At 71.1% G+C, this 25,815-nt stretch carries 25 protein-coding genes and 2 tRNA genes; 9 read left to right on the plus strand and 18 right to left on the minus strand.

The annotated features are described in order from the left end of the window. Positions 1 to 11: 11 nt before the first annotated feature. From VFV21_RS06565 to rnd, 9 genes are all read right to left on the minus strand, one after another. Entirely contained in the window at positions 12 to 881 is an 870-nt protein-coding gene (locus tag VFV21_RS06565) for a DMT family transporter (protein WP_329668684.1), read from the minus strand. Between the two features lie 47 nt (positions 882 to 928). Then, complete coding sequence (gene murB, locus VFV21_RS06570; RefSeq protein ID WP_329668662.1) at positions 929 to 1,975, minus strand: UDP-N-acetylmuramate dehydrogenase; 1,047 nt, start codon at positions 1,973 to 1,975, stop codon at positions 929 to 931. After that, positions 1,972 to 3,009 carry a quinone-dependent dihydroorotate dehydrogenase gene (locus VFV21_RS06575; RefSeq protein WP_329668663.1) on the minus strand — a complete coding sequence of 346 codons (1,038 nt, stop codon included), beginning with the start codon at positions 3,007 to 3,009 and terminating at the stop codon, positions 1,972 to 1,974. The genes murB and VFV21_RS06575 overlap by 4 nt, the downstream gene beginning before the upstream one ends. A 12-nt stretch (positions 3,010 to 3,021) precedes the next feature. Next, entirely contained in the window at positions 3,022 to 3,291 is a 270-nt protein-coding gene (locus VFV21_RS06580) for a DUF4190 domain-containing protein (RefSeq protein ID WP_329668685.1), read from the minus strand. A gap of 114 nt (positions 3,292 to 3,405) precedes the next feature. Continuing rightward, positions 3,406 to 4,938, minus strand: coding sequence for an aldehyde dehydrogenase family protein (locus tag VFV21_RS06585; protein WP_329668664.1), 1,533 nt, complete (start codon positions 4,936 to 4,938; stop codon positions 3,406 to 3,408). A gap of 46 nt (positions 4,939 to 4,984) precedes the next feature. Further along, positions 4,985 to 5,061: transfer RNA gene (locus VFV21_RS06590), tRNA-Arg, on the minus strand. A gap of 11 nt (positions 5,062 to 5,072) precedes the next feature. Continuing rightward, positions 5,073 to 6,095 carry a homoserine kinase gene (locus VFV21_RS06595; RefSeq protein WP_414638504.1) on the minus strand — a complete coding sequence of 341 codons (1,023 nt, stop codon included), beginning with the start codon at positions 6,093 to 6,095 and terminating at the stop codon, positions 5,073 to 5,075. An 82-nt stretch (positions 6,096 to 6,177) separates the two neighbouring features. Continuing rightward, positions 6,178 to 6,253, minus strand: a tRNA-Ala gene (locus VFV21_RS06600). Positions 6,254 to 6,307: 54 nt separating this feature from the next. Continuing rightward, entirely contained in the window at positions 6,308 to 7,396 is a 1,089-nt protein-coding gene (gene rnd, locus VFV21_RS06605) for a ribonuclease D (protein WP_329668666.1), read from the minus strand. 91 nt (positions 7,397 to 7,487) lie between these two features. On the opposite strand from rnd, the gene VFV21_RS06610 reads away from it, so the two are divergent. After that, complete coding sequence (locus VFV21_RS06610) at positions 7,488 to 9,413, plus strand: SUMF1/EgtB/PvdO family nonheme iron enzyme (RefSeq protein ID WP_329668667.1); 1,926 nt, start codon at positions 7,488 to 7,490, stop codon at positions 9,411 to 9,413. Between the two features lie 23 nt (positions 9,414 to 9,436). On the opposite strand, the gene phaR is transcribed toward VFV21_RS06610, so the two are convergent. Both phaR and gluQRS read right to left on the minus strand, forming a co-directional pair. Then, the gene (gene phaR / locus VFV21_RS06615; protein ID WP_329668668.1) at positions 9,437 to 9,940 is read right to left on the minus strand and encodes a polyhydroxyalkanoate synthesis repressor PhaR; all 504 of its coding nucleotides are present in this window, start codon (positions 9,938 to 9,940) and stop codon (positions 9,437 to 9,439) included. Between the two features lie 101 nt (positions 9,941 to 10,041). After that, positions 10,042 to 10,938: a tRNA glutamyl-Q(34) synthetase GluQRS gene (gluQRS, locus tag VFV21_RS06620; protein WP_329668669.1), complete on the minus strand. Its 897-nt coding sequence runs from the start codon at positions 10,936 to 10,938 to the stop codon at positions 10,042 to 10,044. A gap of 80 nt (positions 10,939 to 11,018) precedes the next feature. Here gluQRS and htpX point away from each other — a divergent pair, with 80 nt between their 5' ends. Continuing rightward, positions 11,019 to 11,924 carry a protease HtpX gene (gene htpX, locus VFV21_RS06625; protein WP_329668670.1) on the plus strand — a complete coding sequence of 302 codons (906 nt, stop codon included), beginning with the start codon at positions 11,019 to 11,021 and terminating at the stop codon, positions 11,922 to 11,924. Positions 11,925 to 12,100: 176 nt separating this feature from the next. Here the strand turns inward: htpX and VFV21_RS06630 are convergent, their stop codons facing one another. Further along, positions 12,101 to 14,176 (minus strand): bifunctional diguanylate cyclase/phosphodiesterase, encoded by a 2,076-nt coding sequence (locus VFV21_RS06630; RefSeq protein WP_329668671.1) that lies wholly within the window; start codon positions 14,174 to 14,176, stop codon positions 12,101 to 12,103. An 86-nt stretch (positions 14,177 to 14,262) separates the two neighbouring features. Further along, a complete protein-coding gene (gene epmB, locus VFV21_RS06635; protein ID WP_329668672.1) occupies positions 14,263 to 15,297 on the minus strand; it encodes an EF-P beta-lysylation protein EpmB in 1,035 nt (344 codons plus the stop codon). Between the two features lie 101 nt (positions 15,298 to 15,398). Here epmB and efp point away from each other — a divergent pair, with 101 nt between their 5' ends. The 6 genes from efp to folE2 all read left to right on the plus strand — a co-directional run bounded on the left by efp (position 15,399) and on the right by folE2 (position 20,509). Next, positions 15,399 to 15,965, plus strand: coding sequence for an elongation factor P (gene efp / locus VFV21_RS06640; protein ID WP_329668673.1), 567 nt, complete (start codon positions 15,399 to 15,401; stop codon positions 15,963 to 15,965). Between the two features lie 4 nt (positions 15,966 to 15,969). Next, entirely contained in the window at positions 15,970 to 17,316 is a 1,347-nt protein-coding gene (locus VFV21_RS06645; protein ID WP_329668674.1) for a TRZ/ATZ family hydrolase, read from the plus strand. Continuing rightward, positions 17,313 to 18,020 carry a bifunctional 2-polyprenyl-6-hydroxyphenol methylase/3-demethylubiquinol 3-O-methyltransferase UbiG gene (ubiG, locus tag VFV21_RS06650; protein WP_329668675.1) on the plus strand — a complete coding sequence of 236 codons (708 nt, stop codon included), beginning with the start codon at positions 17,313 to 17,315 and terminating at the stop codon, positions 18,018 to 18,020. Before VFV21_RS06645 ends, ubiG begins: the two co-directional genes overlap by 4 nt. Beyond that, positions 18,020 to 18,685 (plus strand): phosphoglycolate phosphatase, encoded by a 666-nt coding sequence (gene gph, locus VFV21_RS06655; RefSeq protein WP_329668676.1) that lies wholly within the window; start codon positions 18,020 to 18,022, stop codon positions 18,683 to 18,685. Before ubiG ends, gph begins: the two co-directional genes overlap by 1 nt. After that, a complete protein-coding gene (locus VFV21_RS06660; RefSeq protein ID WP_329668677.1) occupies positions 18,682 to 19,434 on the plus strand; it encodes a hypothetical protein in 753 nt (250 codons plus the stop codon). Before gph ends, VFV21_RS06660 begins: the two co-directional genes overlap by 4 nt. Before the next feature lie 136 nt (positions 19,435 to 19,570). Further along, positions 19,571 to 20,509: a GTP cyclohydrolase FolE2 gene (gene folE2 / locus VFV21_RS06665; protein WP_329668686.1), complete on the plus strand. Its 939-nt coding sequence runs from the start codon at positions 19,571 to 19,573 to the stop codon at positions 20,507 to 20,509. A 247-nt stretch (positions 20,510 to 20,756) separates the two neighbouring features. On the opposite strand, the gene VFV21_RS06670 is transcribed toward folE2, so the two are convergent. After that, on the minus strand, positions 20,757 to 21,626 hold the full coding sequence (locus VFV21_RS06670; protein WP_329668678.1) for a M23 family metallopeptidase: 870 nt from the start codon (positions 21,624 to 21,626) through the stop codon (positions 20,757 to 20,759). Positions 21,627 to 21,672: 46 nt separating this feature from the next. Next, positions 21,673 to 21,909: a membrane protein insertion efficiency factor YidD gene (yidD, locus tag VFV21_RS06675; RefSeq protein ID WP_329668679.1), complete on the minus strand. Its 237-nt coding sequence runs from the start codon at positions 21,907 to 21,909 to the stop codon at positions 21,673 to 21,675. Positions 21,910 to 22,010: 101 nt separating this feature from the next. Between yidD and dksA the strand changes: the two genes are divergently transcribed. Beyond that, positions 22,011 to 22,964 carry an RNA polymerase-binding protein DksA gene (gene dksA, locus VFV21_RS06680; RefSeq protein ID WP_329668680.1) on the plus strand — a complete coding sequence of 318 codons (954 nt, stop codon included), beginning with the start codon at positions 22,011 to 22,013 and terminating at the stop codon, positions 22,962 to 22,964. A 277-nt stretch (positions 22,965 to 23,241) separates the two neighbouring features. Here dksA and VFV21_RS06685 read toward each other — a convergent pair whose 3' ends face one another. The 3 genes from VFV21_RS06685 to VFV21_RS06695 all read right to left on the minus strand — a co-directional run. Next, the gene (locus VFV21_RS06685) at positions 23,242 to 24,993 is read right to left on the minus strand and encodes a DUF885 family protein (protein WP_329668681.1); all 1,752 of its coding nucleotides are present in this window, start codon (positions 24,991 to 24,993) and stop codon (positions 23,242 to 23,244) included. 4 nt (positions 24,994 to 24,997) lie between these two features. Next, positions 24,998 to 25,435, minus strand: a complete 438-nt coding sequence (locus VFV21_RS06690; protein WP_329668682.1) for a SufE family protein — start codon at positions 25,433 to 25,435, stop codon at positions 24,998 to 25,000. Next, positions 25,435 to 25,815: DALR domain-containing protein (locus VFV21_RS06695; protein ID WP_329668683.1), on the minus strand; the 381-nt coding region annotated here is incomplete at its 5' end. The genes VFV21_RS06695 and VFV21_RS06690, both read right to left, overlap by 1 nt.

Raw genomic sequence — 25,815 nt, forward strand, 5'->3', positions numbered from 1 at the left:
CCCGGGCACCGTCAGCGCTGCTGGGTGCCCGGGTTGATCTCGGGATCGGTGACGGCCTGGCGCGCGAGCCGGGCTTCGCGGCGCGCGATGTAGACGTTCGAGCCGAAGATGATCGCCGCGCCCAGCACCGTCCAGCGGTCGAGCACCTCGTCGAACAGCAGGTAGCCCAGCACCGCCACCACCAGCACCTGCAGGAAACTGATCGGCGTGAGCATCGAGGCCTCGCCGAGCTTCATCGCCCGGGTCCAGAACATGTGCGCGGTGGTGCCCAGGAAACCGGCCAGCACGATCCACAGCCAGGTGATGCCGACCGGCGTCTCCCAGACCATCAGCGCCGGCACCAGCGACATCGGCACCCAGATCATCGTGGTGTAGAGCACGATCGCGTCCGGGTGTTCGGTGCGCGAGAGGAACTTGATCGAGATCGCCGCGCTGGCGCTGGCCACCGCCGCCAGCACCGCGACCAGGCTGCCCGCGGTGAAGTCGTCGCTGCCCGGGCGCACGATCACCAGCACGCCGAGGAAGCCGACGATCACCGCGGTCCAGCGGCGCGCGCGCACCACTTCGCCCAGCACCACCACCGCGGCGATGGTCACGAACAGTGGGCTTGAATACGACAGCGCGATCGCCTGCGCCAGCGGCAGGTGCACGATCGCCCAGAAGCCGGCCAGCATCGACACCATGCCGATCGCGCAGCGGCCGGTGTAGAAGCCCAGCTTGTCGGTGCGCAGGATCGCCGGCCCGTGCTTGAACAGGATCGGCAGGATGAACACCAGGCCGAAGAAGTTGCGGAAGAAGGCGATCTCGAAGGCGTGCAGCTGCTCCGACGCCAGCCGGATGCACACCGCCATGAAGCCGAACAGCACGGTGCCAATGGTCATCAGCGCGACCGCGCGCGGCACGTCCACGGGGCGGTTGCCGGGGGCGTTCAAGCGGCGTCGTCGAAACGGGCGCCGATGATGCGGGGCTCGGGCTCGAGCGCGACGCCGAAGCGCTCGCGCACCGAGGCGGCGATCCGGCGGGCCAGCCCCAGCAGCTCGGCGCCGCTGGCGTGGCCATGGTTCACCAGCACCAGCGCGTGCTGCGCGGCGACGCCGGCATCGCCCTCGCGGAAGCCCTTCCAGCCGCAGGCTTCGATCATCCAGCCGGCGGAGAGCTTGCGCTGTCCCTCGGGCCCGGGAAAGACGGGCAGGGCGGGGTGTTCCACCTTCAGCGCGTCGGCCCGCGCCGCGTCCACCACCGGGTTCTTGAAGAAGCTGCCGGCATTGCCCAGCAGCGCCGGGTTGGGCAGCTTGCGCGTGCGCAGGCGGCTGATGGCCTCGGCCACGTGCACGGCGCGCGGCGTCGCCACGCCCATCGCGGCCAATTCTTCCTTCACCCCGGCATAGTCGAGGCGCAGCTCGCGCTGGCGCGGCAGGCGCAGCTCGATGGCGGTGACCACCCAGCGGTCGGCCTCGCGCTTGAACAGGCTGTCGCGGTAGCCGAAGGCGCAGTCCTCGCGGGCCAGCCGCTTCACCTGCCCGGTGTCGCGCTGGAAGGCCTCGACGGCCTCGATGAACTCGCCGACCTCGACGCCGTAGGCACCGATGTTCTGGATCGGCGAGGCGCCGACGGTACCCGGGATCAGGGCCATGTTTTCCAGGCCCACCAGCCCGCGCGCCAGCGTCCAGCCGACCAGGTCGTTCCAGGCCAGGCCGGCTTCGGCGCGCACCAGGGCGGTGTCGCCGTCGTCCTGGACGATGCGCACGCCGGCCATGGTCAGGCAGATCGCGACGCCGGGGAAATCGCCGGCGAACAGCAGGTTGCTGCCTTCGCCCAGCACCAGCACCGGTCCGTCGCGCAGCGTGGCGAATTCGAACAGTTCGGCCAGTGCGTCGGCGCGCGACACATCGGCCATCATCGCGGCGCGGGCGGCGACGCGGAAGGTGTTGCGGCCGGCGAGGGAGACGTTCTCCGCCAGCTGGTAGCCGGTCATGCCGGGCCGCCCTCGCGCCGGCGGCGGATCGCGTCCACGCACTCGCCGATGAGGTCGGGGCCGCGGTAGATCAGGCCGGTGTAGAACTGCACCATCAGCGCGCCGGCGGTGATCTTGCCGGCCGCGTCGGCGCCGCTGAGGATGCCGCCGACGCCGACGATGGGGATGCTGTCGGCCAGGCGCGCACGCAGGCGGCGCATCACCGCCGTGGACTTGCCGTACAGCGGCTGGCCCGAGAGGCCGCCGGTTTCCTTCGCCAGCCGGTGGTGCTCGACCGGCAGGCGGTCGACGGTGGTGTTGGTGGCGACCACCCCGTCCACGTGCATGTCGCTGAGCACGCGGGCGCAGGCGTCGATGTCGTCGTCGGACAGGTCGGGGGCGATCTTCACCAGCATGGGCACGCGCTTGCCGTGCTGGCTGGCCAGTTTTTCCTGGGCCTCGCGCAGGCCGCCGACCAGGTGGCGCAGCGCCTGCTCTTCCTGCAGCTCGCGCAGGCCGGCGGTGTTGGGCGAGGAGATGTTGACGGTGACGTAGTCGGCCAGTGGATACACGCGCTCGAGGCAGTACGCATAGTCGTCGAGCGCGTCCTCGTTGGCGGTGTCCTTGTTCTTGCCGATGTTGATGCCGAGCAGGCCCTGCTTGCGGCGGGCCTTGGACACGTTCGCCACCAGCGCGTCGACGCCGTCGTTGTTGAAGCCGAGGCGGTTGATGACGGCGTTGTGCTCGGGCAGCCGGAACATCCGCGGCTTGGGGTTGCCGGCCTGCGGCCGCGGCGTGGTGGTGCCGACCTCGACGAAGCCGAAGCCCAGCGCCAGCAGCGCGTCCACGTGTTCGCCGTTCTTGTCCAGCCCGGCGGCGCAGCCGACCGGGTTCGGGAAACTCAGCCCGAAGGCCTTGGTCACCAGCGGCTTGGGGCGGCTGGCCAGCAGCGGGTTGAGGCCGGTGCGGTAGGCCGCCTCGAGCGCGCGCAGGCCGAGGCCATGCGCCTTCTCGGCATCAAGGTGGAACAGGAAGGGGCGGGCGAGGGCGTACATCCGGTCGGCGCCTCAGAACTGGCCGCTCAGTCCCAGCGCGCCCAGGAGCACCGCCAGCCCGCCGAAGAACAGGATCAACGCCAGGACCGCGAGGACGCTGAGCGCAATCGCGGTCCAGCCCAGGATCAGGCCGGCGATGGCCATGCCGTCGCCGTCCATGGTGCCCGCGCTGCGGCGGATCTCGGCGCGGGCCATATGGCCGCAGATCACCGCGGCCAGGCTGCCCAGCCACGGCAGCAGGGTCCAGCCCAGGATGCCGCCGACCAGCGCGACGATCGCCAGCGGGCTGGTCGGGCGACCCGCCGGAACGGGCGCCGGGGCCGGCGCAGGCGCCGGTTCAGGCGCCGGCGGCGAGGGCGGGGCGGGCGGCAGCATGGGCTCGGACATGGGCGATCCTCAGAGGTCGAACTTGATGCCCTGGGCCAGCGGCAGCGCGTTGGAGTAGTTGATGGTGTTGGTCTGGCGGCGCATGTAGACCTTCCACGCGTCCGAGCCGGACTCGCGGCCACCGCCGGTTTCCTTCTCGCCGCCGAAGGCGCCGCCGATCTCGGCGCCGGAGGTGCCGATGTTGACGTTGGCGATGCCGCAATCCGAGCCCGCCGCCGACAGGAACTGCTCGGCCGCGCGCAGGTCGGTGGTGAAGATCGACGAGGACAGGCCCTGCGGCACGGCGTTCTGCAGCTCCATCGCCTCGTCCAGGGTCGAGTACTTCATCACGTACAGGATCGGCGCGAAGGTTTCGGTCTGCACGACCTCGGCGCTGTTGGCCAGGCCGGTGACGATGGTGGGCAGCACGAAGTTGCCCGGGCGGTCGATGCGGGCGCCGCCGGTCTCGATCTTGCCGCCCGCGGCCTTGGCCTTGGCCACGGCGTCGAGGTAGGCGTCCACGGCGTCGGAGCTGTTGAGCGGGCCCATCAGGTTGGCCGGGTCGGTCGGGTCGCCGATCTTCTTCTCGACCTGCTTGTAGGCCGCGACCAGCTTGGCCAGCACGTCGGCATAGATGGATTCATGCACGAACAGGCGGCGCGTGGTGGTGCAGCGCTGGCCGGCGGTGCCGACGGCGCCGAAGGCGATCGCCGGGATCGCCAGCTTCAGGTCGGCCGACGGATCGACAATGATCGCGTTGTTGCCGCCCAGCTCGAGCAGCGAACGGCCCATGCGCCGCGCCACGCGCTCGCCAACCATGCGGCCGACCTTGGTCGAGCCGGTGAAGCTGATCAGCGGGATGCGCTTGTCGTCGACGAAGGTCTGCGCCAGCTCGGTGCCGCCGTCGTTGAACAGGAAGAAAATGTCGGGGAAGCCGCCGGCCTTGAGCGCCTCGTTGCAGATCTTCATCGAGGCGATCGCCGACAGCGGGGTCTTGGGCGAGGGCTTCCAGATGCAGATGTCGCCGCAGACGCCGGCCAGGAACGAGTTCCAGGCCCACACCGCGACCGGGAAGTTGAACGCCGAGATGATGCCGACGATGCCCAGCGGCTGGTACTGCTCGTACATGCGGTGGCCCGGGCGCTCGGAGTGCATGGTCAGGCCGTAGAGCTGGCGCGAGAGGCCGACGGCGAATTCGCCGATGTCGATCATCTCCTGCACCTCGCCGTCGCCTTCCGGCTTGGACTTGCCCATTTCCAGCGCCACCAGCGAACCCAGCGCGTCCTTGTGCTTGCGCAGCGCGTCGGCGCACAGGCGGATCGCTTCGCCGCGCTTGGGCGCCGGGGTGGTGCGCCAGACCTTGAAGGCGGCCTGGGCGCGCTCGAGGATCAGGTCGTAGTCGGCCTGCGAGGACGCGTGCACCTTGCCCAGCACCTCGCCGTTGCTCGGGTTCACCGGCTCGATCACGCCGGCGTCGCGGGTGGTGGACCACTCGCCATGGCCGAGGTAGGTGCCGGATTCGACCTCGGACAGGCCGAGCGCGGTGAGGACGGGGTGGGTCATGGAAAGCTCCGGTTGCGGTTGGCCGCCATGCGGCCAAGGGGGAAAGTGGCGGCCCCGATACGATTCGAACGTACGACCTTCCCCTTAGGAGGGGGACGCTCTATCCAGCTGAGCTACGGGGCCAAGCCGCCGAATTATCGCAGAAACCCCGGGCCGGCCCCAGCGCCGTCGGCCGGGGGCAGCAGTGTCGCCGCGGGCCCGTCCAGCGGCGAAACAAAGCCGTCGCTGTCCAGGCCGGCACCGGCGAAGGCGGCGCGCATGGCGTCGACGGCGCGCGCGGCCGTCGCGGCATCCTCGCACCACGCGAACACGCTGGGGCCCGCGCCGGACAGGCTCGCGCCCATTGCGCCGGCATCCATCGCGGCCTGCTTCACCGCGGCGAAGCCCGGCACCAGCGGCGCGCGCCGCGGCTCGACCACCTCGTCGCGCAAGCCGGCGCGCACCAGCGCGGCGTCGCCGCGCTCGCAGCCCAGCAGCACCTGGGAAAGATTCGCGGTCTGCCGGACCAGGGCCGCCAGCGGGTAGGGCGCGACCAGCACCTCTCGGGCGCGCAGGGTTTCGAGCACGAAGTGCGGGTGCACCAGCGCGCAGTGCCAGGCCGCGGGCGGCGACAGCCGCAGCAGGCGCTCGGGCGTGGCCAGCACCAGCCCGCCGAGCAGCATCGGCCCGACGTTGTCGCCGGTGCGGGCGCCGCTGGCGACCGACTCGCCGGCCAGCGCATGCGGGTACAGCGCCTCGCGCGGCAGCGGCGTCGGCAGCAGCGCATTCGCCGCCACCAGTGCCGCCACGCAGGACGCCGCCGAGCCGCCCATGCCCGAGCCCAGCGCGATGCCCTTGTCGAGCTCGAGTTCAAAGCCGTGGCCGGGGCGTTCGGCCGCCAGCAGCGACAGCAGCGCGGCGCCGGCGGTATTGGCGGCGGGCTCGCGCGGCAGGTCGGTGACCAGGCCGCGGATCGCGGTGATGTGCACGCCCGGGCGCGCGCACCGGCGCACGGTGGCGATGTCGCCGGCCCCGCGCACGCTGTGCCCCAGCAGGTCGAAACCGACCGCGACATTGCCCACCGAGGCCGGCGCGAAGGCGCGTGCGGTGGCTTGCGGGGCGGCGGCAGGGGGCGGGGCGGGAGTCACGCGGTCAGGGCCAAATCCGGGGGGCGCCATCTTGCCCCGGCCGGCGGGCGCGCCGGGGCTGCGGGGCGTGAAAAGAGAAAGGCCGGACGCGAGGTCCGGCCTTTCGGGTACGTGGTGGAGAGGATGGGGATCGAACCCACGACCTCATCGATGCGAACGATGCGCTCTCCCAGCTGAGCTACCCCCCCACGGAAGGTCCGCGAATTATACGGATGCCATGTCGCCATGGCTAGCCGTCCGTTTCAGGCGGCGGGGATCAGCGGCGCCAGGGCCGGTTCCAGCAGTTCGCGGCGCCAGCCGGCGAGCGCGGCCGGCCAGCCGCGGCCCTCCAGCAGGGCCTCGAGGTGGCGGCGGGCGCACAGCAGGCCCTCGGGCAGGCCCTGCGACTGCGCCACCGCGGCCACGGCGTCCTGCATCGCCCGCACCTTCTGCTTGTCCAGGCTGTCGGCCTTGAGCAGCGGAATGGCGCGGTCCGCGTCGGACAGCGGCGCGTTGACCACGTCGTAGAGCGCGCCGCGCGACTTGCGCGGGGCCTTGGGGTGTCGGTCGAGGACGGCGTTGAAATCGCCCTGGTCGGCCGGCGGGCGGCGCGCGAGCGCCACGGCCAGCTCGTTGTCGATGATCCAGCTCTTGGGCTTGTCGCTGCGGCGCGCTTCCTGGTCGCGCCAGCGAAGGATGCGGCACAGGCGCGCCTGGGCATCGGCGTCCAGGCCCTGGGCGCTGCGCAGCGACAGGTGCGGCCAGGGTTCGTCGCTTTCGTCCGCCGCGTTGGCCAGCGCGCGCTCGGCGTCGGCGTTCAGCCACGCGTGGCGGCCCAGTTCGAACAGCTTGGCGTCGAGCGAGGCGTGCACGGCGTGCAGGTGGCGGACGTCGTCGGCGGCGTACTCGCGCTGCGATTCGCTCAGCGGGCGCCGCAGCCAGTCCGAGCGGGTCTCGCCCTTGGCCAGGGTGATGCCCGTGACCTGTTCCACCAGCTTCTGGTAGCCCAGCCCGGCGCCGAGGCCGACCAGGGCCGCCGCGACCTGGGTGTCGAACAAGGGCGCGGGCAGGGCGGCGCAGCCGCGCTGCAGCGCCTGTAGGTCTTCGCTGGCGCTGTGCATCAGCTTGGTCACGGCCGGATCGACCAGCAGCGGGCGCAGGGCGGCGTCCATGCCGGGCACCAGCGGGTCCACCAGCAGGATGTCGCCGGGGATCGCCAGCTGCACCAAAGCCAGCTGCGGGTAATAGGTGCGTTCGCGGATGAACTCGGTGTCCAGGGCCACCAGCGGCTGGCCGGACCAGCGATCGAGGCGTTCGGAGAGGGCTTGGGGGGTGTCGATCCAGAGGCTCAAGGGCGGTGACTGTGGTTGCCAGAAGCCGGCACCTTAGCCTAAGTTCGGGCCGTCCACGTTCCCGGGTTGTCCCGGGCGCCCACGAGCGAAGATGAAGCACACCTTTAGAATCCCGTTCCCGGCCTGGCTGTTGGCCTGCGGACTGCTTGCCGGCTGCGGCGCCCCGGATGAATCGGCGGCGCCGGCCGAGCCGGAGACCGTGGACCCGGCCGAGCTCGAGGCCGGGATCGACGTCGAGGAAACCGCGCCGGGCCCCGCGCCCGACGTGCCGGCCTGGTCGCCGGCGGTGGTGCCGGTCGAGCCCGGCCAGTTCCGCGAGAGCCTGCGCGCGGCGGGCGTCGCCATCGAGGAAGGCCGACTGCTGGCGACGCTGTCGACGCCGGACGCGTCCGCCGACATCGCCGCCACGGGCAGCGCAGGCCCTGCTGTTGAGCCCGGGGCCGACGCCGTCGACCCCGGTGCGCTGGAGCTGTATCTCGGCATCATCGCCACCGACGCCGAGCACCGCGAGGCCAACGCCGGCATCGACGCGGTCACCACCCAGCTCGTCCTGCAGGGCCGCGCCGCGCTCGCCGATGGCCGCGTGCTCGAGGCGCAGCAGATCGAACGCGTGCTGGTGCGCGCCCGGCCCCAGCACCCGGACCTGGCGAGCTACCGCACCGCGATCGAGTCCGCGCTGCAGGCGCAGGCGCTGGTGCAACTGGGCGACACCCGCGTGCGCGGCAACCGCATCTTCAAGCCCGAGGGCAAGGGCGCCGTGGTGGCCTACCGCGAGGCGCTGCAGGCCTTCCCCGATTTCCTGCCGGCGCGCGACGGGCTGGCGCGGCTGCAGGCCACCTGGCTGGACCGGGCGCTGCAGGCCGCGCAGTCCGGCGAGTACGCCGAGGCCGAGCGGCTGCAGGCCGAAGCCGCGCGCATCGTCGCCGACTCGGCGGCGCTGCAGGACATGGCCGCGCGCATCGTCGAGCTTCGGCAGGCGCGCACCGAGCAGCTGCTGGCGCAGGGCCACGCGGCGGTGGATGCGCTGGACCTCGAGCTGGCGGCGCGGCGGCTGGCCGAGGCCGAGCGCGCGTCGCTGCAGGCGCGCGGGCTCGATGGCCTGAACGAGCGCATCGAACTCGCGCGGCACTACGGCCGCTTCCGCCCCGGCCAGGTGTTCCGCGACCCGCTGGCCACCGGCGGCGAGGCGCCGGAAATGATCGTGCTCGCGCACGGTGCCTTCCGCATGGGCTCGCCCGAGTCCGAGCGCGACCGGCAGGAGAACGAGGGACCCCAGCACGAGGTCGCGTTCACGCGCGGCTTCGCGATGGCGCGCAACGAGGTGACGGTGGCCGACTTCGGGCGTTTCGTCGAGGCCACCCAATACCGCAGCGTGGCCCTGCGCCGGGGTGGCTCCACGGTTTACGACGAGCGCGGCGGCGTCATGGGTGAACACCGCGGCGTCGACTGGCGACGCGACCACGCGGGCCGCAAGGCCGCGCCGGAGCTGCCGGTGGTGCACGTCGCGTTCGAGGACGCCGAGGCCTACGTCGCCTGGCTCTCGGCGCAGACCGGCCAGCGCTACCGCCTGCCCAGCGAGGCCGAGTTCGAGTACGCACTGCGCGGCGGCCGCGCCGAGGCCTACGCCTGGGGCGAGGAGGCGCCGACCCGCGTGGTCGGCAACCTCACCGGCGACGGCGACACTTCGCGGCTGGGCCGGCGCTGGTCCAACGCGATCCCCGGTTATGCCGACGGCCACTGGGGCCCGGCGCCGGTGCGCAGTTTCCCGGCCGAGGCCTTCGGCACCTTCGACCTGATCGGCAACGTCTCGGAGTGGGTGCAGGACTGCTGGCACGACAGCTACCGGCGCGCGCCCGGCGACGGCACCGCCTGGGTCAACCCAGGCTGCAGCGAGCGGGTGATCCGCGGCGCGTCCTGGGCCAGCACGCTCGATCGCGCGCGCTCGGCCTACCGGCAGCCCAGCGCCGCCGCGACGACGCATGCCCGCCTGGGCTTCCGGGTGGTGCGCGACATCTGAGGCCCGCCGCGGGCCGGCGCGGCTCAGCGCGTGCGGGACTTGGCCGCGGACTTCTCGCGCGCCTTGGCGCGCGCCTTCGGCGGCGGCGAGGCGACGTTGCCCAGGCCGCTTTGCAGCGAGCGCCAGATATCCAGGTTGCGCTCGGCCAGCTGGTTGAGCAGGCCCCACGGCGCCTGGCCGACGAGGTTGCCGACGTGGCCGCGGAACTGCTGCTGCTGGTCGAGGAAGAACTGCAGGCTGCGCTCGAGGAACCCACCCAGCAGGCCCTGCAGCGAATCGCCGCGGAAGCGGATCACCTGCACCAGCAGCTCATTGGTGAAGATCGGCTGCCCGTGCTCCTCGTGCTCGGCGATGATCTGCATCAGCACGTTGCGGGTGAGGTCGCCGCCGGTCTTCGCGTCGCGCACCACGAACTCCTCGCGGTCCACGATCAGCTGGCGGACGTCTTCGAGCGTGATGTAGCTCGAGATCCCCGTGTCGTAGAGGCGGCGGTTCGGATACTTCTTGATGATGCGCGTTTGCGTCATGGATGCACCGGAAGTTCGACGGCCGCGGCGGCGTCGGGGGCCTGAAGCATCCCCCAGCGTGGACGTCCATGCAAGCGACCTTGGCCGCTTTTCCAGCGCCTTCACGTGGGGGCGGCAGGATCACTCACGGGGTGGTCGGAACTGGCGGGTATGCGGCGCGGATCGAAGCGTCCGGCGGCCCGCCGAAGCGCGGGGCCGGGCGCGCCGCCGACGTCCAGCGCCGCGGCCGGCTGGCCCAGGAAACGCCAGGCGGCGGCGAGCGCCGGCCAGGGGTCGGCGTCGTCCACCGGCAGCGCCTGCAGCGATTTGCCGAGCTTGCGCCCCGCCGCGTCCCGCACCAGCGGCAGGTGGGCGTAGTGCGGCGTCGGCAGGCCCAGGCGCTGCTGCAGCAGGATCTGCCGCGGCGTCGAATCGAGCAGGTCGGCGCCGCGCACGACGTGGGTGATGCCCTGTTCGGCATCGTCCACCACGACCGCGAGCTGGTAGGCCCAGAGGCCATCCGCGCGCTTGAGCACGAAATCGCCGACGGCCGTGTCCAGCGCCTGCCGGAACGGGCCCTGCAGCGCGTCCTCGAAGCCGAGCGACAGCGCGGGCACGCGAAGCCGGATGGCCGGCGTGCGCGCCGGGTCGCCCGCGCCGACGCAGCGCCGGTGGATGCCGCCGACCGCCTCGAGGTCGCTGCGGCTGCAGCGGCAGGTGAAGGCCTCGCCGGACGCCAGCAGGCGATCGAGCGCGGCCTGGTAAAGGTGCCCGCGCTGGCTCTGGCGGACCACGGGGCCGTCGGGCGGCATGCCGAACGCCTCCAGCGTGTTCAGCTGCCGGTCGGCGGCACCGGGAACTTCGCGCAGCGCGTCGATGTCCTCCATGCGCACGATCCACTCGCCGCCCGCGCGCCGGGCCATCATCCAGCTGCCCAGGGCCGCGACCAGCGAGCCCAAGTGCAGCGGGCCGGTGGGCGAGGGTGCGAAGCGTCCGCGGTAGGGGGTCGGCATCGTCATGGTGACTTGAAATTCACCGGGCGAGATTACATTTATCCGGCAAGCCGCGTCCCGCGGTTCCCCCTGAGAAACCACGACCCATGTTCAAGCGCATCGCACTGTTCCTTGCCACCAACCTCGCCGTGATGGTGCTGCTGGGCATCGTCCTGAGCGTCCTGCAGGGCGTGTTCGGCGTCTCGCTGGGCAACAACGGCCTGCTGCTGGTCATGGCCGCCGTGTTCGGCTTCGGCGGCTCGCTGTTCTCGCTGGCCATCTCCAAGTGGGTGGCCAAGCGCACCACCGGCATGCACCTGATCGAACAGCCGCGCAACGAGGGCGAGGCCTGGCTGTACAACACGGTCAAGCGCCAGGCCGAAGCCGCCGGCATCCGCATGCCCGAGGTCGGCATCTACGACGCGCCCGAGATCAACGCCTTCGCCACCGGCCCCAGCCGCAACAACTCGCTGGTGGCGGTGTCCACGGGCCTGCTGCGGGCGATGGACCGCGACGAGGCCGAGGCGGTGCTCGCGCACGAGGTCAGCCACGTCGCCAACGGCGACATGGTGACGATGGCCCTGATCCAGGGCGTGCTCAACACCTTCGTGTTCTACCTGGCGCGCGTGGTGGGCCGGATCGTCGACGGTTTCCTCAGCGGCAACCGCGAGGGCGGAGGTGGCGGGCTGGCCTACTACGCCATCGTGTTCGTGCTCGAGATCGCGTTCGGCCTGCTGGCCTCGGTGATCACGATGTGGTTCAGCCGCTGGCGCGAGTTCCGCGCCGACGCGGGCGGCGCCCACCTGGCTGGCCGCGGGAAGATGATCTCGGCGCTGGAGAAGCTGGCCCGCACCTACGGCCAGAGCACCCTGCCGAGCCAGGTCCGCGCCTTCGGCATCTCCGGCAGCGTCGGCGCCGGCCTCAAGCGCCTCTTTATGTCCCACCCGCCCCTGGCCGAACGCATCCAGGCCCTGCGGGACGCGCCCGCTTCGGTGGGGGCGGTTCGCGGCTGAAGCAGTTTCGACGCGGATTTGCGCGGATAAACGCGGATAGATCAAAAGCATTCAAGAGTTGAAAAAACGGGGCGCCAGGTAAACCCGGCGCCCCATCTTCATATCCCGCTTTTGTCCCATCCGCGTTTATCCGCGTAAATCCGCGTAAATCCGCGTAAATCCGCGTCTAGATAGCCTTACCCGAAGTCGTAGTTCATGACGGGGCCGGCGGCGGCCAGGAAGTTGCCTTCGACGAAGTCCATGCCCATGCCGAACAGCACGCTCATGGTGGTGGCGTCGGAGACGAACTCGGCCACGGTCTGCTTGCCCGCGGCGTGGGCCTTCTCGACGATGCCGCGGACCTGCTTCTGGATCTCCGGGTTCTTGCCCATCTCGGTGATGAAGCTGCGGTCGATCTTGAGGATCGCCGGGTCGAAGTGGGTAAGCATCTGGAACGAATTCAGGCCGGTGCCGAACTGTTCCAGCGCGACGCGGCAGCCCAGCAGCGAGACCGCCTTCTGGAAGGACTGCAGGGCCTTGAGGTGGGTGAACACCTTCGACTCCGGGATCTGCACCACCAGCCGGTCGCCCGGCACGCCGTGGGCCTGCAGTTGCTCGGCGATGTGCTTCTCGAGGCCGCCCTCGACCAGCGAGGCCGGGGTGATCTTCACGAACAGGTTGGTGTGCTTGCCTTCCTTCATGCGGGCGGCGATCACGCCGATGGCGTGGCTGACCACCCAACGGTCGATGTCGTCGAGCAGGCCGTGTTCCTCGGCGATGGCGAGGTAGGTCATCGGGGGGATGACTTCGCCGGCCGGGCCCTTCATGCGCAGGTAGACGTCGTAGTTCTCTTCCTCGGCGCCGGTGAGGCTGATGATCGGCTGGTAGTGCAGCACGAACTGGTCGTTGGCCAGGGCCTCGCGGATGCGCTGCACCCAGGCCTGGATGCGCTCTTCCTCGGCGCGGTCGCGCGCGGCGGGGTCGAAGATCTCGATCCGGTTGCCGCCCATGCCGACGCAGGACGCCAGGCACTGGCTGGACTTGCCCATCACCTGCGACACCGAGGCGATCTTCTCGCCGATCTGCACGCCGCCGATGCTCACGCTCGGGTTCACCGAGCGGTCGCCGACTTCCAGGATGTGGCCGTGGAAGGCCTCGCGGATGCGCTCGGCCTGGGCCAGGCTGTGGTTGTGGTCGTGCCCCAGGCACAGCACGGCGAAGCTGTGGTCGCTCAGGCGCGCCGCCACCGTCTCGGCGTCGAGCGCCGAGGACAGGCGGTCGGCGATGCCCTTGATCAGGTCGTCGGCGGCCGCGAGGCCGATCTCGCCGACCAGGTTCTCGTAGTGGTCGGGCTCGACGAGCAGGAAGGCCTGCTGGCCCTTGCCCTCGGTCGCGCGCACCACGGCCGACTCGAGTTCGGTCATGAAGTGCTGGCGGTTGAACAGGCCGGTGAGCGCGTCGCGCTGGCGCAGCGTGTCGAGCTCCTTGACCATGTCCGGGTCGACCGCCTGCTGGCGGAACACGATCTGCAGGCAGGACTCGCCTTCGTAGGTGGCGTGGGTGAACTCCATCACCGCGTCGAAGGTGCTGCCGTCGCTGCGCTGGGCCTGCAGCTCCATCTGCCGCGGCGGCGACTCGCCCTTGCTGAGTTTCTTGAGCAGCTGCTTGAAGTCCTCGGCGTGCTTGCCGCTGATCAGGTCGAGCACCGACAGGCCCTCGATCTCATCGAAGCCCTCGAAGCCGAACATCTCGAGGTAGGCGTCGTTGGCGCGGATGTGCATGCCCTCGTGCACGTAGGCGATCGGGTCGCGCGAGGAGGCGATCAGCGCGTCGCAGCGGCGCTCGGTCTCGCGCAGCGAGGCCTCCAGGTGGCGCAGGCCGCGGCGGGCGAGCAGGGCGGCGAATTCGCTACGCACCACCGCCTGCACGTGCTCGGGGCGGTGGCGCATGGCGATGTCGCGGGTGCCGGCGGCGAGCGCGGCCAGCGCGGTCTTTTCGTCGAGCACCGTGGTGGAGGTGATGACCGGGATGTCCTTGCCGGTGGCGTTGACGTGCTGCACCACCGTCTCGAGCGGCAGGTACTTCGCCTCGAACGAGGCCAGCACCATGTCCACGCTCTGCGAGCCGAGCAGGCTCACCAGTTCTTCCTCGGATTCGGGCCGCTGCGGGCGCACGGCCATGCCCCCGTTGCGCAGGTGGCTGATCAACTGTTCCGCATCCTCCAACCGGTCTTCGACCAGGAGCAGGCGGATCACGGCATCCTGCTGTGCCATCGAGGGGGTGCTCCTTTATCCATCAAAGGCTTGCAAGGGGGGATTGAGACAATACCAAAAGTCCCGTCAGGTAAACCATCCGACGTTCACCCCGGGTTGGCCACCGGCAGCTTGGCGGGCGCGCCGGCCACCTCCCGCACCAGCCGCGGGACGAGGTAGCCCGGCATCCGGGCGGACAGGGCGGCGTGCAGGGCCAGGGCCTCGGCATCGGGCACCTCGAAGTGGGCGGCGCCGGCCACCCGGTCCAGCTGGTGCAGGTAGTAGGGCAGCACGCCGGCCTCGAACAGGCGCTCGGACAGCCCGGCCAGGGCGGCCACGTCGTCGTTGACCCCACGGAGCAGCACGGCCTGGTTGAGCACGGTGGCGCCGGCCCGGCGCAGCTCGCCAAGGGCCCGGGCCACGCCGGCGTCGATCTCGTTGGGGTGGTTGGCGTGGATCACGACCACCCGCTGCTGGGGCAGGTCCGCCAGCCAGGCGAGCAGGGCGTCGTCGACCCGCTCGGGCAGCACCACCGGCAGGCGGGTGTGCAGGCGCAGGCGGCGGACGTGGGGCAGGCCGGCCAGGCCCGCGGTGAACTCGCCCAGCTTGGCCGTGGCCAGCGAGAGCGGGTCGCCGCCGGACAGCAGCACCTCGTCCAGGCCCCGGTCGGACGCGAGGTAGGCGAGAGCATCCCGCCACTGGCCCGCGGCCGCGGTTTCCTCGCCATACGGGAAGTGGCGCCGGAAGCAGTAGCGGCAGTGGATGGCGCAGCTGCCGGTGGCGACCAGCAGGGCGCGGCCCTCGTATTTATGGACGATGCCCGGGCCGCCGCGGGCGGCGCGGTCGCCGACGGCGTCGAGCACGAAGCCCGGCACGAGCGCGTCCTCGTCGTCGAGCGGCAGCACCTGGCGCAGCAGCGGGTCGGCCGGATCACCGTGGCGCATGCGGGCCACGAAGCCGCGCGGCACCCGCAGCGGGAACTGGGCGGCAGCTTCGGCCGACACCCGCGCCGAGAGCGCCGGCAGGCCGACCAGTTCAAGCAGCTCCCGCGGATCGCGGATGGCGTCGCGCCACAAGCGCTGCCATCGGGGCGGGGTGTCGGCGGCGGCAGGCTGCGTCGGGACGGGGTTGGCGGTTATCATGTCGGGCTTGGACGGGCCCCGCGGGCCCCCGGAAGACCACCATTGTAGCCGCGCAGCCCCCGGATCGGCCGGCGGACCGGCCCAGACACCAGGAGCAAGGCATGGCCAGCTATGGCATGAACGACGTCAAGAACGGCATGAAGATCATCGTCAACGGCGAGCCGTGCGTGATCACCGACACCGAGTACGTCAAGCCCGGCAAGGGCCAGGCCTTCACCCGCGTGAAGTACCGCTTCATCAAGACCGGCCGCACGGTCGAGCTGACCATGAAGGCCACCGACAACCTCGAGGCCGCCGACGTCGTCGACACCGACATGCAGTACCTGTACTCGGACGGCGAGTACTGGCACTTCATGCAGCCCGAGACCTTCGAGCAGGTGCAGGCCGACGCCGCCGGCATCGGCGAGACCAAGAACTGGCTCAAGGGCGAGGAGCCCTGCGTGGTCACGCTCTGGAATGGCACCCCGATCGCGGTGCAGGCGCCGAACTTCGTCGAGCTCAAGATCGTCGAGACCGACCCCGGCCTGCGCGGCGACACCTCGGGCGGCGGCGGCAAGCCGGCCAAGCTCGAGACCGGCGCCGTGGTGCGCGTGCCGCTGTTCGTGAACCAGGACGAGATCATCAAGGTCGACACCCGCTCCGGCGAGTACGTCTCCCGGGTGAAGTGACCCGATGACGACCCCGGCCGCCCCCCAAGCCTGCGACCTGCTGATCGAAGCCGGTTGGGTCGTGCCGGTGGTCCCGCACGGCGTGGTCCTGGCCGACCACGCCGTCGCCATCCGCGGCGACCGCATCCTGGCGGTGCTGCCGCGGGCCGAGGCCCGGGCCGCTTTCGCGGCCGCCGACGTGGTCAGCCGCCCGGGTTCGGTGCTGATCCCCGGCCTGGTCAATGCCCACTGCCACAACCCGATGACGCTGATGCGCGGCGTCGCCGACGACCTGCCGCTGATGACCTGGCTGCAGCAGCACATCTGGCCGATCGAGGCCAAGGTGATCGGGCCGGAGTTCGTCGCCGACGGCATCGCGCTGGCCGTGGCCGAGATGCTGCGCGGCGGCACCACCGCCTGCGCCGAGAACTACTTCTTCCCCGACATCCAGGCCGCCACGTATTCACGGCTGGGCTTCCGCGCGCTGGTCGGCCTGCCGGTCATTGATTTCCCGACCGCCTGGGCCCGCACCCAGGACGAGTACTTCGACAAGGGCCTGGAAGTGCACGACAACTGGCGGCGCGACCCGCTGGTGTCCACCTGCTTCGTGCCGCACGCGCCGTACACGGTGAACGATGCCGCCTTCGAGCGCGTCCGCATGCTCGCCGACCAGCTCGACCTGGTCGTGCACTGCCACATCCACGAGACCGCTCACGAGAACGCCGAGGCCATCAGGCAGCACGGCAGCCGCCAGCTCGCGCGCCTCGACCGCCTGGGCCTGGTCAACGACCGCCTGATGGCGGTGCACATGACCGACCTCACCGACGCCGAGATCGCCCTGTGCGCCGAGCGCGGCGTGTCGGTGGTGCACTGCCCGGAATCCAACCTCAAGCTCGCCTCGGGCTTCTGCCCCACGCGCAAGCTGCAGCTGGCTGGCGTCAACCTGGCCCTGGGCACCGACGGCGCCGCCAGCAACAACGACCTCGACATGTTCGGCGAGATGCGCACCGCGGCGCTGCTCTCGAAGGGCGTATCGGGCGACGCCTCGGCGCTTGACGCCGCCAGCACGCTGCACATGGCTACGCTGGGCAGCGCCCGGGCGATGGGCCTGGGCGAGCGCATCGGCTCGATCGAGCCGGGCAAGCAGGCCGACCTCGCCTGCATCGACCTCGACCCGCTGGAAACGCAGCCCATGTACCACGCGATCTCCCAGCTCGTTTACGCCACCGGCCGCCAGCAGGTGTCGGACGTGTGGGTCGCCGGCGTGCGCAAGCTCGCGGCCGGCGAACTGGTCGACCTCGACGTCGGCGCCATCCGCGCCAAGGCGCGCGGCTGGCGCGAGCGCATCGCCGGTCTCCGGGGCGAGGCGTGAGCGCGCCCGCCGCCAACGCCAGCCAGGCCGAGCTCGACAAGTTCGGCGCCTTGGCCAACCGCTGGTGGGACCCGCAGGGCCCGCAGCGCCCCCTGCATGAACTCAACCCGGCGCGCCTGGGCTACGTGCGCGACGGCCTCGCCCTGGCCGGTGCCCGCGTGCTCGACGTCGGCTGCGGCGCCGGCCTGCTCAGCGAGGCCCTGGCCCGCGAGGGCGCGAAGGTCACCGCGCTCGACCTCGCGCCCGAACTGATCGACGTCGCCAAACTCCACTTGCTCGAATCGGGGCTGCAGGTCGACTACCGCCTGCAGTCGGTGGAGTCGCTGGCCGCCGAACAGCCCGCCAGCTTCGACGCCATCACCTGCATGGAAATGCTCGAGCACGTGCCGGACCCGGCCGCCGTGGTGCGCGCGTGCGCGACGCTGCTCAAGCCCGGCGGCCGCCTGTTCCTGTCCACGCTCAACCGCACGCCGGCCGCGTTCGCGGTGGCCATCGTCGGCGCCGAATACGTCGCGCGCCTGCTGCCCAAGGGCACCCACGACTACAAGCAGTTCATCAAGCCGTCCGAACTGGCGGCCTGGCTGCGCGCCGCCGGCCTGCAGGCGGAGGACGTCAGCGGCCTGGCTTACGACCCGATCCGCCGCAAGGCCTGGGTGGGCGGGCCGACCGCCATCAACTACCTCGCGCGTGCGGTGAAAGCCTGATGCCGACGCCGCCGCGCGCGGTGCTGTTCGACCTCGATGGCACCCTGGTCGACAGCGCCCCCGACCTCTGCAACGCCGTGAACCGCGTGCTGGCCGACCTGGGCCGGCCGCCGGTGCCGCTGTCCCGCTTGCGCCAGGTGGTGTCCAAAGGCGGCCGGGCAATGCTGGCGGTGGCGCTGCCCGACCTGGATGCCGACGCCCGCGAGGCCCGCCTGGCGCCCTTCCTCGCGTATTACGCGCAGGCGCTGGCGAACGACAGCGTCGCCTTCGAAGGCGTCGACGAACTGCTGGCCGCGCTCGATGCGCGCGGCATCGCCTGGGGCATCGTCACCAACAAGCCCGAGGGCCTGGCGCGCGGCGTGGTCGAGGGATTCGGCTGGGGCACGCGCTGCAAGGTGCTGGTGGGCGGCGACACCTTGCCGAAACGCAAGCCGGACCCGGAGCCGCTGCTGTTCGCGTGCCGCCAGCTAGGCATCGCGCCCGGCGATGCGATCTATGTCGGCGACGACCAGCGCGACATCGAGGCCGCCCGCGCCGCGGGCATGCCGTCGGTGGCCGCGCTGTGGGGCTACCGCGAACCCCACGAGGACCCGTCGCAGTGGGGCGCCGACCATGCCTTCGACGGTGCCGCCGGCCTGCTGGCCTCGGACCTGTTGCCGCCATGACGCCCGCCAGCGACCCCACCGCGCACTTCGTCGAGAAGTGGCATCGCCGCGAGCCGGAGATGGCGCTGGCCGAGGTGTTTTGCCCGCCGGAGCAGCGTCCGCGGTTCCGGGCCTGGGGCGCGCTGCTGCACGAGCTGCGCGAGGCCACCTTCGAGCTCAGTGACGCGCGCGTGACCGCCGCCAAATCGCAGTGGTGGGCCGAGGAGCTGCTGCTGGTGGCGCGTGGCGCCGGCCGGCATCCGGTGTGCGCCGACCTGCCGCCGGCGCTGCCGTGGGCGGCGCTGGCGCGCGCGGTCATCGAGCAGGCCAGCTTCGACGGGCGTCCCGCCGATACGGCGCAGGCGCTGCAGCAGGTCGCGCCGCTGGCGGAAGCCATCGCCGCGATCGAGGCCGGGCTGCACGGGGCTGCGCCGCCGGTCGACGCCGTGGCCGTGAACCTGCTGTTGCACCGCCTGCCGCATGGCCTCGTGGCCGATGACCAGGCGCGGCTGCCGCTGGGCCTGCTCGCGCGCCACGGCCTCACGGTGGCCCGGGTCGCCGAAGGGCAGGGCGAGGCGCTGCTGCGCGATTGGGCCCGCGAGCTGCTTGCTGCGCTGCCGGCGCCCGCGCGCCCGTCCAGCCTGTACCGGCGCCTTCGCAGCGGCTTTGATCGCGCCCGCCTGCAGCGGCTCGCGGCCGGCCGCGGCTTCGATCCGCCGCCGGCCCCGGCCAGCCTGTGGCGCGCCTGGCGCCTGGCGCGGTCGGGCTGAAACGCATTGTTTCGCGCTGCCCGGGGCGCGAGTCGCCAACTTGACGTAGCCTGCACCCGCCCTCATCTAGCTTGCCGTGACACTGAACAGGAGAGCCGTCGTGGCCCCGAAGAATCTTGAGAACACCGCCCGCGTGATGCCCGACATCGCGGCCGAAGCCCGCCCGGCCCTTTCCGGCGTGCTCGACTGGGTCGGCATGGGCGAGATCGAGATGCCCGTGGCCCTGCAGGCCGATGACGGCCGCACCGTCAGCAGCGGCGCCCGCGTCAATGCCTTCGTCAACCTCAAGCGCGGCGACGTGCGCGGCATCCACATGTCGCGCCTCTACCTGCACGTGGACAAGGCGCTGTCGGCCGAGCCGGTGACGCCGGCCTCGATCCGCCGTCTGCTGAAGGACTTCCTCGAGTCGCACGCCGACCTGTCCGACCGCGCCATGGTCAGCCTGCGCTTCGACCACCTGGTGCGCCGTGCGGCCCTGGCCAGCGACAACAGCGGCTGGAAGAGCTACCCGGTCAGCATCACCGGCGTGATGGACCGCGGCCACTTCGCGCTCGAACTGGGCGTGGAAGCGGCGTACTCGAGTACCTGCCCGTGCTCGGCGGCGCTGGCGCGCCAGCTGATCCAGGAGCAGTTCGACGCCGACTTCGCCGCCGGCAAGCCGCTCGACCGCGACGCCGTGATGGCCTGGCTGGGCAGCGAGCAGGGCATCCGCGCCACGCCGCACAGCCAGCGCAGCTTCGCCACGGTGAAGTTGCGCCTGGTGCCGTCGTTCTCGGACTTCCCGATCGTCGAGATCATCGACCGCATCGAGAACGCCCTGAAGACCCCGGTGCAGACCGCGGTGAAGCGCGTCGACGAGCAGGCCTTCGCCCTGCTCAACGGCCAGAACCTGATGTTCTGCGAGGACGCGGCCCGCCGCATCCAGGACGCGCTGGACCAGGACGAGCGCATCAGCGATTTCTGGCTGCGCGCCTCGCACCACGAAAGCCTGCACCCGCACGACGCGGTCGCGGTCGCCACCAAGGGCATCCCCGGCGGCTACACCGCCGTCCCCGACGGCCTCCAGCCCCGCTGAGCCCTGGCTTCAATGCAACCCGGAACGGCGCTCTCGCGGCGCCGTTGTCGTATCTGGCGCTGTAGGGGCGCCCGTTTCCAACGCGGATCAAAGCGGATGGACGCGGATAAAGGCGGATAAAGATTTCGGCTTGATCGTCGCGAGCGCCAGCCAATCGCGGAAACCCATTCCGGCCTTCGCTCTATCCGCTGTTATCCGCGTCCATCCGCTTTGATCCGCGTCCGACACATGCACCCCCAAAGATGCGTCAGCGCTCGAGGACGAGGAGAGGGTCTATGCGGACGTCGAACCAGTTCATGCCCCAGTGCAGGTGGGGGCCGGTGGCGCGGCCGGTGGCGCCTACCGCGCCGATCACCTGGCCTTGTTCGACGCGGTCGCCGACCTGCACGTCGATGCGGGAGAGGTGCAGGAAGTTCGAGCTGATGCCGTGGCCGTGGTCGAGCAGCAGGGTGCCGCCGGTGAGGTAGAAGTCGGGCGCGGCCAGCGTGACCACGCCGGCGGCCGGGGCCAGCACGGGCGTGCCGTTGGGCGCGGCGATGTCCATGCCCGAGTGCGCGCTGCCGGGCGTGCCGTTGTAGACGCGCTGGTTGCCGAAGCGGCCGCTGATGCGGCCTTTCACCGGCCAGAGGAAGGCCTGGGTGAAGTCGGTGCGCGGCTCGTCGGCGGCACGCGCCGCGGTGACCGTGGCCTGCTCGCGGCGGATGCGCTCGGCGATCGCGGGCGGCGGATCCACGGTCTTGGGCGGCACGCCGTCCACGCGTTCGATCGGCCAGTCGCGCCTGGCGACGGCGATGGAGACCGTGTCGGCGCGGCCGTCGGGGCGCACGACTTCGACCTGCAGGGGCGAGGCCGCGTCGCGGCCGACGCCGAACACCACGCTGCCGTAGCCGGTGACGCGCAGCGTGCGGCCCGCGTGTCGCACCGTGCTGCCCGGCGGCACCTTGCCGATCACCATCGCGCCCTGCGAGACCTCGGCGGGGAAGACGATGCGATCCGGGTCCGGCGCCGCGGCCGCGGGCGGCACTTGGGTGACGGTCGCGGCGGCGGTGCGGGTGGCGTTGGCCTGCAGCGAGGCCAGCAGTCCGCACAGCAGGGCGCCGGCCAATAGCGCGTTCATCGCTCGAACACCAGGGTCATGCGGGCGTCATCGGTGGGTCGTAGGGTCATGGCGTCTTTTTGTCAGGCCAGGCGTCGGGGACCGGATCCAGCCCGCCGGGGTTCAGGGGGTGGCAGCGGCCGATGCGCCGGGCACCGAGCCAGCCGCCGCGCAGCACGCCGAAGCGGTCGATGGCCTGCATGGTGTACTCCGAGCAACTCGGATAAAAACGGCATCGCTGGCCCAGCAGCGGGCTGATCGCCAGCTTGTAGCCGCGCAGGAGCAGGATGACGGGTTTTTTCACTGATTGCGTCGGGAGGGCGGCAGGCTTAAGGTTGCCGCTGGTGAAGGTCTAGGCTATAACACGCCGCCTTCGAGCCTCAAGGAAAGAGAGGAATCGCCCTAGTGGCCGCAAAGAAACCCGCCAAGAAGGCCGCCAAGCCGGCCGCCAAGAAGCCCGTCAAGGTCAGCAAGCCGGTCAAGAAGCCGGTCGCCAAGTCCAAGCCGGCCGCCAAACCCGCTAAAAAGGCTGTAAAACCCATCAAGAAGGTCACGAAACCCGCCGCGAAGGCGAAGCCGGCCGCCAAGCCCGCCAAGAAGCCCGCCAAGCCCGCTGCGAAGCCGGTTGCGAAGACCGCGGCCAGCAAGGCCGCCAAACCCGCCGCCAAGCCGGTGGCCAAGGCCAAGCCGGCGGCCAAGCCTGCGCCGAAGCCGGTCGCGAAAGCGGCGGCCAAGCCCGCGGCCAAGGCGCCCGCGCCGAAACCGGCGGCGAAGCCCGCGCCCGTCGCGAAGCCCGCGCCGGTGGCCAAGGCCAAGCCTGCGGCCGCCCCGGCGCCCGTCGCCGCCAAGCCGGCCCCGGCGCCGAAGCGCGAAGCGGGCGTCCGCGCCGGCTACGTCAAGCCGGCCGCGCCGCGTCCCGAGCGCATCAAGCCCGCGCCCGCGCGCGAGCGCGTCACCTTGCCCGCGGGCTACAAGCCGTCGGCCAAGGAGGAGTACATGGGCCCGATGCAGCTCGAGTACTTCCGCCAGCGCCTGCTGCAGTGGAAGGACGATCTGGTCGAGGAATCCAAGCAGACCATCGAGAACCTCAAGGAAGAAGTGCGCGACGTCGGCGACGAGGCCGAGCGCGCCAGCCGTGAGTCCGAGAACAGCCTGGAGCTGCGCACCCGCGACCGCTACCGCAAGCTGATCAGCAAGATCGACAGCACGCTCAAGCGCATCGAGGACGGCAGCTACGGCTACTGCGTGGACACCGGCGAGGAAATCGGCCTCGAGCGCCTCGAAGCCCGCCTCACCGCCGAACGCACCATCGACGCCCAGGAGCGTTGGGAACACCGCCAGAAACAAATGGGCGAGTAATCCCCGCGCCTCGCGCCACCAGACAGCCCCGCGAAAGCGGGGCTGTTTTTTTTGCCACGGATGAGCACGGATAGAGCCAAGTGCATTCAGACGCGGATTTACGCGGATGCACGCGGATGAACGCGGATAGAGCAAAGACGGGAGTGGGTCCTCGCAAGTGGGTCCGGTGAGCGAAGACCCAATCCCGATGGCTTCTGCCTTATCCGCGTTTATCCGCGCAAATCCGCGTCAAGAATTTCTTTTTGCTTCATCCGCGTTCATCCGTGGCCAAAGACCCCTACTTCCCGAAGTCGTAGAAGCGCCAGTCGCGCGGCAGTTCGCCCGGGGCCAGTTCGCCCAGGAGGCGGGCGCGGACGGCGGCCACGGGCATCGGGCCGCCCTTGAGGATGGTGTCGTGGAAGTCGCGCTCGGTCATGCGGCCGGAGGCGACGAATTCCTTGTGCAGGGCGTTGAACTGCAGGCCGCCGATCATGTACGCGATCTGGTACAGCGGGCCGTAGTCGCCGGCGAAGCTGCGGCGCACTTCGGCGCGGGCGTTTTCGCGCTCGTGGCCGACGCGGTCGACCAGCAGGTCCACGGCCTCGTCCGGCGTCATTTCGCCCAGGTGGAAGCCCAGCGAGAACAGGATGCGGGCGGCGCGGTGGCTGCGCCAGAACAGCATGCCGATCTTGTCCTCGGGCGTCTTCGCGAAGCCCAGGTCCCACAGGCGGAACTCCCAGTACAGCGCCCAGCCCTCGCCCCAGAACGGCGTGTCGAACAGTTCGCGGTGCGGCTGGTAGCGCGTGTTGTAGAAGTACTGCAGGTGGTGGCCGGGGATCAGCTCGTGGTGCACCACCGCGCGGGAAAAGTGGCGGTTGTTGCCGCGCAGCGCCATCAGCTTCTTGTCGTGCGGCATGGTGTCGGTGGGGTAGGCCACCCACACGTCCTGGCCGCCGAGGAAGAACGGCGCCTGCAGCTGGTACTCGGGCGTGAGCATGGTCATGCGCCAGTCGCGCTTGGCCAGCTCGGGCACGGTCAGCAGGTCGTTCGATTCCATGAAGGCGATCGCTTCGTCCGCCAGTTCGACCACCAGCTTCGGCTGTTCGCCCGGCGCCGGGTGGCGCGACTTGACGATCTCCAGCGCGCGGCGCCAGTCGTCCTGGCCCATCTCGGCCGCGGCCTTGGCGAGCTCGCGCTGGCACCAGGCCAGTTCGCGCTCGGCCAGGTCCATCAGCTGCTCGGGCGTGTAGGGAATCAGCTCGTGGCGCAGGCCGGTGAGCAGCGCCTCGCGGCCGATCGGGTCGCCGATGATGGTCTCGGGATCGTTGGCGCCGGCCAGCTTGTCGCGCAGCAGCTTGGCGTGTGCCTCGAGCTGCTTGTCCAGCGCCTCGTAGGGCTGGCGCGTCCACCAGGTGAAGTCGGGGTCGTAGCCGGCGTGGAAGCCGTGCCACTGGCGCAGGTCCTCGCGCACGGCGTCGAGCAGGCGCGCGGCGCGGAAAGCGACGATGGGCGAGGTGCCCAGCGCCTTGGGGTCCTTTTCCAGCCGCGACTGCAGGTCGGCCAGGGCGCGGCGGCTGCGGTCGAGCACCTCGGCGCTGGCGCGGCCATCGGGATACTCCAGCGCGCGGCGCGCTTCGGCCAGCGCCACCAGCGCGTCCACGCCCGGCAGCAGCGGTGCCGCCTCTTCGTAGCGGCTGCGGCTGAAGTCGAGCTGGCCGAGGCGGTAGCCGAGTTCGCGCGTCATCAGCGCGTGGTCGAGGCGGTCCTCAAGCGCCAGCGTGCCCGGGTCGATCTCGGCCAGGCGCGCCTGCCAGGCCTGGTAAAGCTCGCGGAGCGCGGCCTCGCGGCGCGGTCCGCCGGTGATGTCGCGCACGCGCTCGAGGCTGGCCAGGTCGCTGCGGAAGCGCGCCACCACCGGCGCCATCCGCTGCGTGCTGGCGGGCATCTCGGCCAGCGCGGGCGCCAGCCCGTCGCCGGTGGCGTGCGTGGCGGCCGGGGCGGCGAGGGCGGCGGCGAGGCAGATCGCCAGCAGGCGGCGGGCGTGGGGCATGCGATTACTCCTGGGCGGGCAAGTGCCGCCGGGCGGTGTCCTGGATGAAGGCCAGCAGCGAGGCCAGGCCGTTGCTGCGGGTGGGCGAGAGGTGCTTGGCCAGGCCGATGCCGGCGATGTAGTCGGGCGTGGTGGCCAGGATCTCCGCTGCGCTGCGCCCGGAATAGACGCGCAGCGCAAGGTAGATCAGTCCGGAAACGATCGTCGAGTCGCTGATGGCGTGGAATTCCAGCGCGTCGGCATTTCCTTCGGCAACGATCCAGACCATCGACTGGCAGCCGTGCAGGCGGTTCGCCTCCGTCTTCCAGTCGTCCGGGAAAGGCGGCAGCTTGCGGCCCAGGTCGATCAGGTACTGGTAGCGCTCGGACCAGTCGCCGAAAAAGCTGAATTCCTCGGCGATGGCGGCCTGGGCGGCGGCGGCCGTGGGCTCGGTCGGCTGCATCAGCCGCGCCTCCAGCGCACGCCCTGGGCGGTGTCCTCGAGCAGGATGCCCTCGGCGGCGAGCTGGTCGCGGATGGCGTCGGCGCGGGCGAAGTCGCGCGCCTTCTTGGCGGCGGCGCGCTCGTCGATCAGCGACTGGATGCGCGCGTCATCTCCGGCGGCGCTGCCGCGGGCGAACCACGCGGCCGGATCCTGCTGCAGCAAGCCCAGCGCCGCGCCGGCGGAAAGCAGGTCGGCCTTCAGCCGCGCCCTTTCGGCGGGGTCGGTGGCGGCCCGGGCTTCGCCGGCCATGCGCGAAATCTCCGCGAGCGCGGCCGGGGTGTTGAGGTCATCGCACAGCGCCGCCTCGATCGCGTCCGGCGGCGCGTCCGCGACTTCGGC

Origin of the sequence: Arenimonas sp. (assembly GCF_036275555.1) — a bacterium.
In the GTDB taxonomy this organism is placed as follows: domain Bacteria; phylum Pseudomonadota; class Gammaproteobacteria; order Xanthomonadales; family Xanthomonadaceae; genus Arenimonas.

Coding starts and splice junctions, on each gene's coding strand:
- VFV21_RS06575 (WP_329668663.1), bottom strand. CDS start 3,009: ATGTACGCCCTCGCCCGCCCCTTCCTGTTCCACCTTGATGCCGAGAAG.
- VFV21_RS06565 (WP_329668684.1), bottom strand. CDS start 881: ATGACCATTGGCACCGTGCTGTTCGGCTTCATGGCGGTGTGCATCCGG.
- folE2 (WP_329668686.1), top strand. CDS start 19,571: ATGCCCGACATCGCGGCCGAAGCCCGCCCGGCCCTTTCCGGCGTGCTC.
- VFV21_RS06645 (WP_329668674.1), top strand. CDS start 15,970: ATGACGACCCCGGCCGCCCCCCAAGCCTGCGACCTGCTGATCGAAGCC.
- VFV21_RS06595 (WP_414638504.1), bottom strand. CDS start 6,095: ATGGCGCCCCCCGGATTTGGCCCTGACCGCGTGACTCCCGCCCCGCCC.
- VFV21_RS06660 (WP_329668677.1), top strand. CDS start 18,682: ATGACGCCCGCCAGCGACCCCACCGCGCACTTCGTCGAGAAGTGGCAT.
- phaR (WP_329668668.1), bottom strand. CDS start 9,940: ATGACGCAAACGCGCATCATCAAGAAGTATCCGAACCGCCGCCTCTAC.
- VFV21_RS06585 (WP_329668664.1), bottom strand. CDS start 4,938: ATGACCCACCCCGTCCTCACCGCGCTCGGCCTGTCCGAGGTCGAATCC.
- VFV21_RS06610 (WP_329668667.1), top strand. CDS start 7,488: ATGAAGCACACCTTTAGAATCCCGTTCCCGGCCTGGCTGTTGGCCTGC.
- epmB (WP_329668672.1), bottom strand. CDS start 15,297: ATGATAACCGCCAACCCCGTCCCGACGCAGCCTGCCGCCGCCGACACC.
- VFV21_RS06685 (WP_329668681.1), bottom strand. CDS start 24,993: ATGCCCCACGCCCGCCGCCTGCTGGCGATCTGCCTCGCCGCCGCCCTC.
- VFV21_RS06630 (WP_329668671.1), bottom strand. CDS start 14,176: ATGGCACAGCAGGATGCCGTGATCCGCCTGCTCCTGGTCGAAGACCGG.
- VFV21_RS06670 (WP_329668678.1), bottom strand. CDS start 21,626: ATGAACGCGCTATTGGCCGGCGCCCTGCTGTGCGGACTGCTGGCCTCG.
- efp (WP_329668673.1), top strand. CDS start 15,399: ATGGCCAGCTATGGCATGAACGACGTCAAGAACGGCATGAAGATCATC.
- htpX (WP_329668670.1), top strand. CDS start 11,019: ATGTTCAAGCGCATCGCACTGTTCCTTGCCACCAACCTCGCCGTGATG.
- VFV21_RS06690 (WP_329668682.1), bottom strand. CDS start 25,435: ATGCAGCCGACCGAGCCCACGGCCGCCGCCGCCCAGGCCGCCATCGCC.
- gluQRS (WP_329668669.1), bottom strand. CDS start 10,938: ATGACGATGCCGACCCCCTACCGCGGACGCTTCGCACCCTCGCCCACC.
- murB (WP_329668662.1), bottom strand. CDS start 1,975: ATGACCGGCTACCAGCTGGCGGAGAACGTCTCCCTCGCCGGCCGCAAC.
- gph (WP_329668676.1), top strand. CDS start 18,020: ATGCCGACGCCGCCGCGCGCGGTGCTGTTCGACCTCGATGGCACCCTG.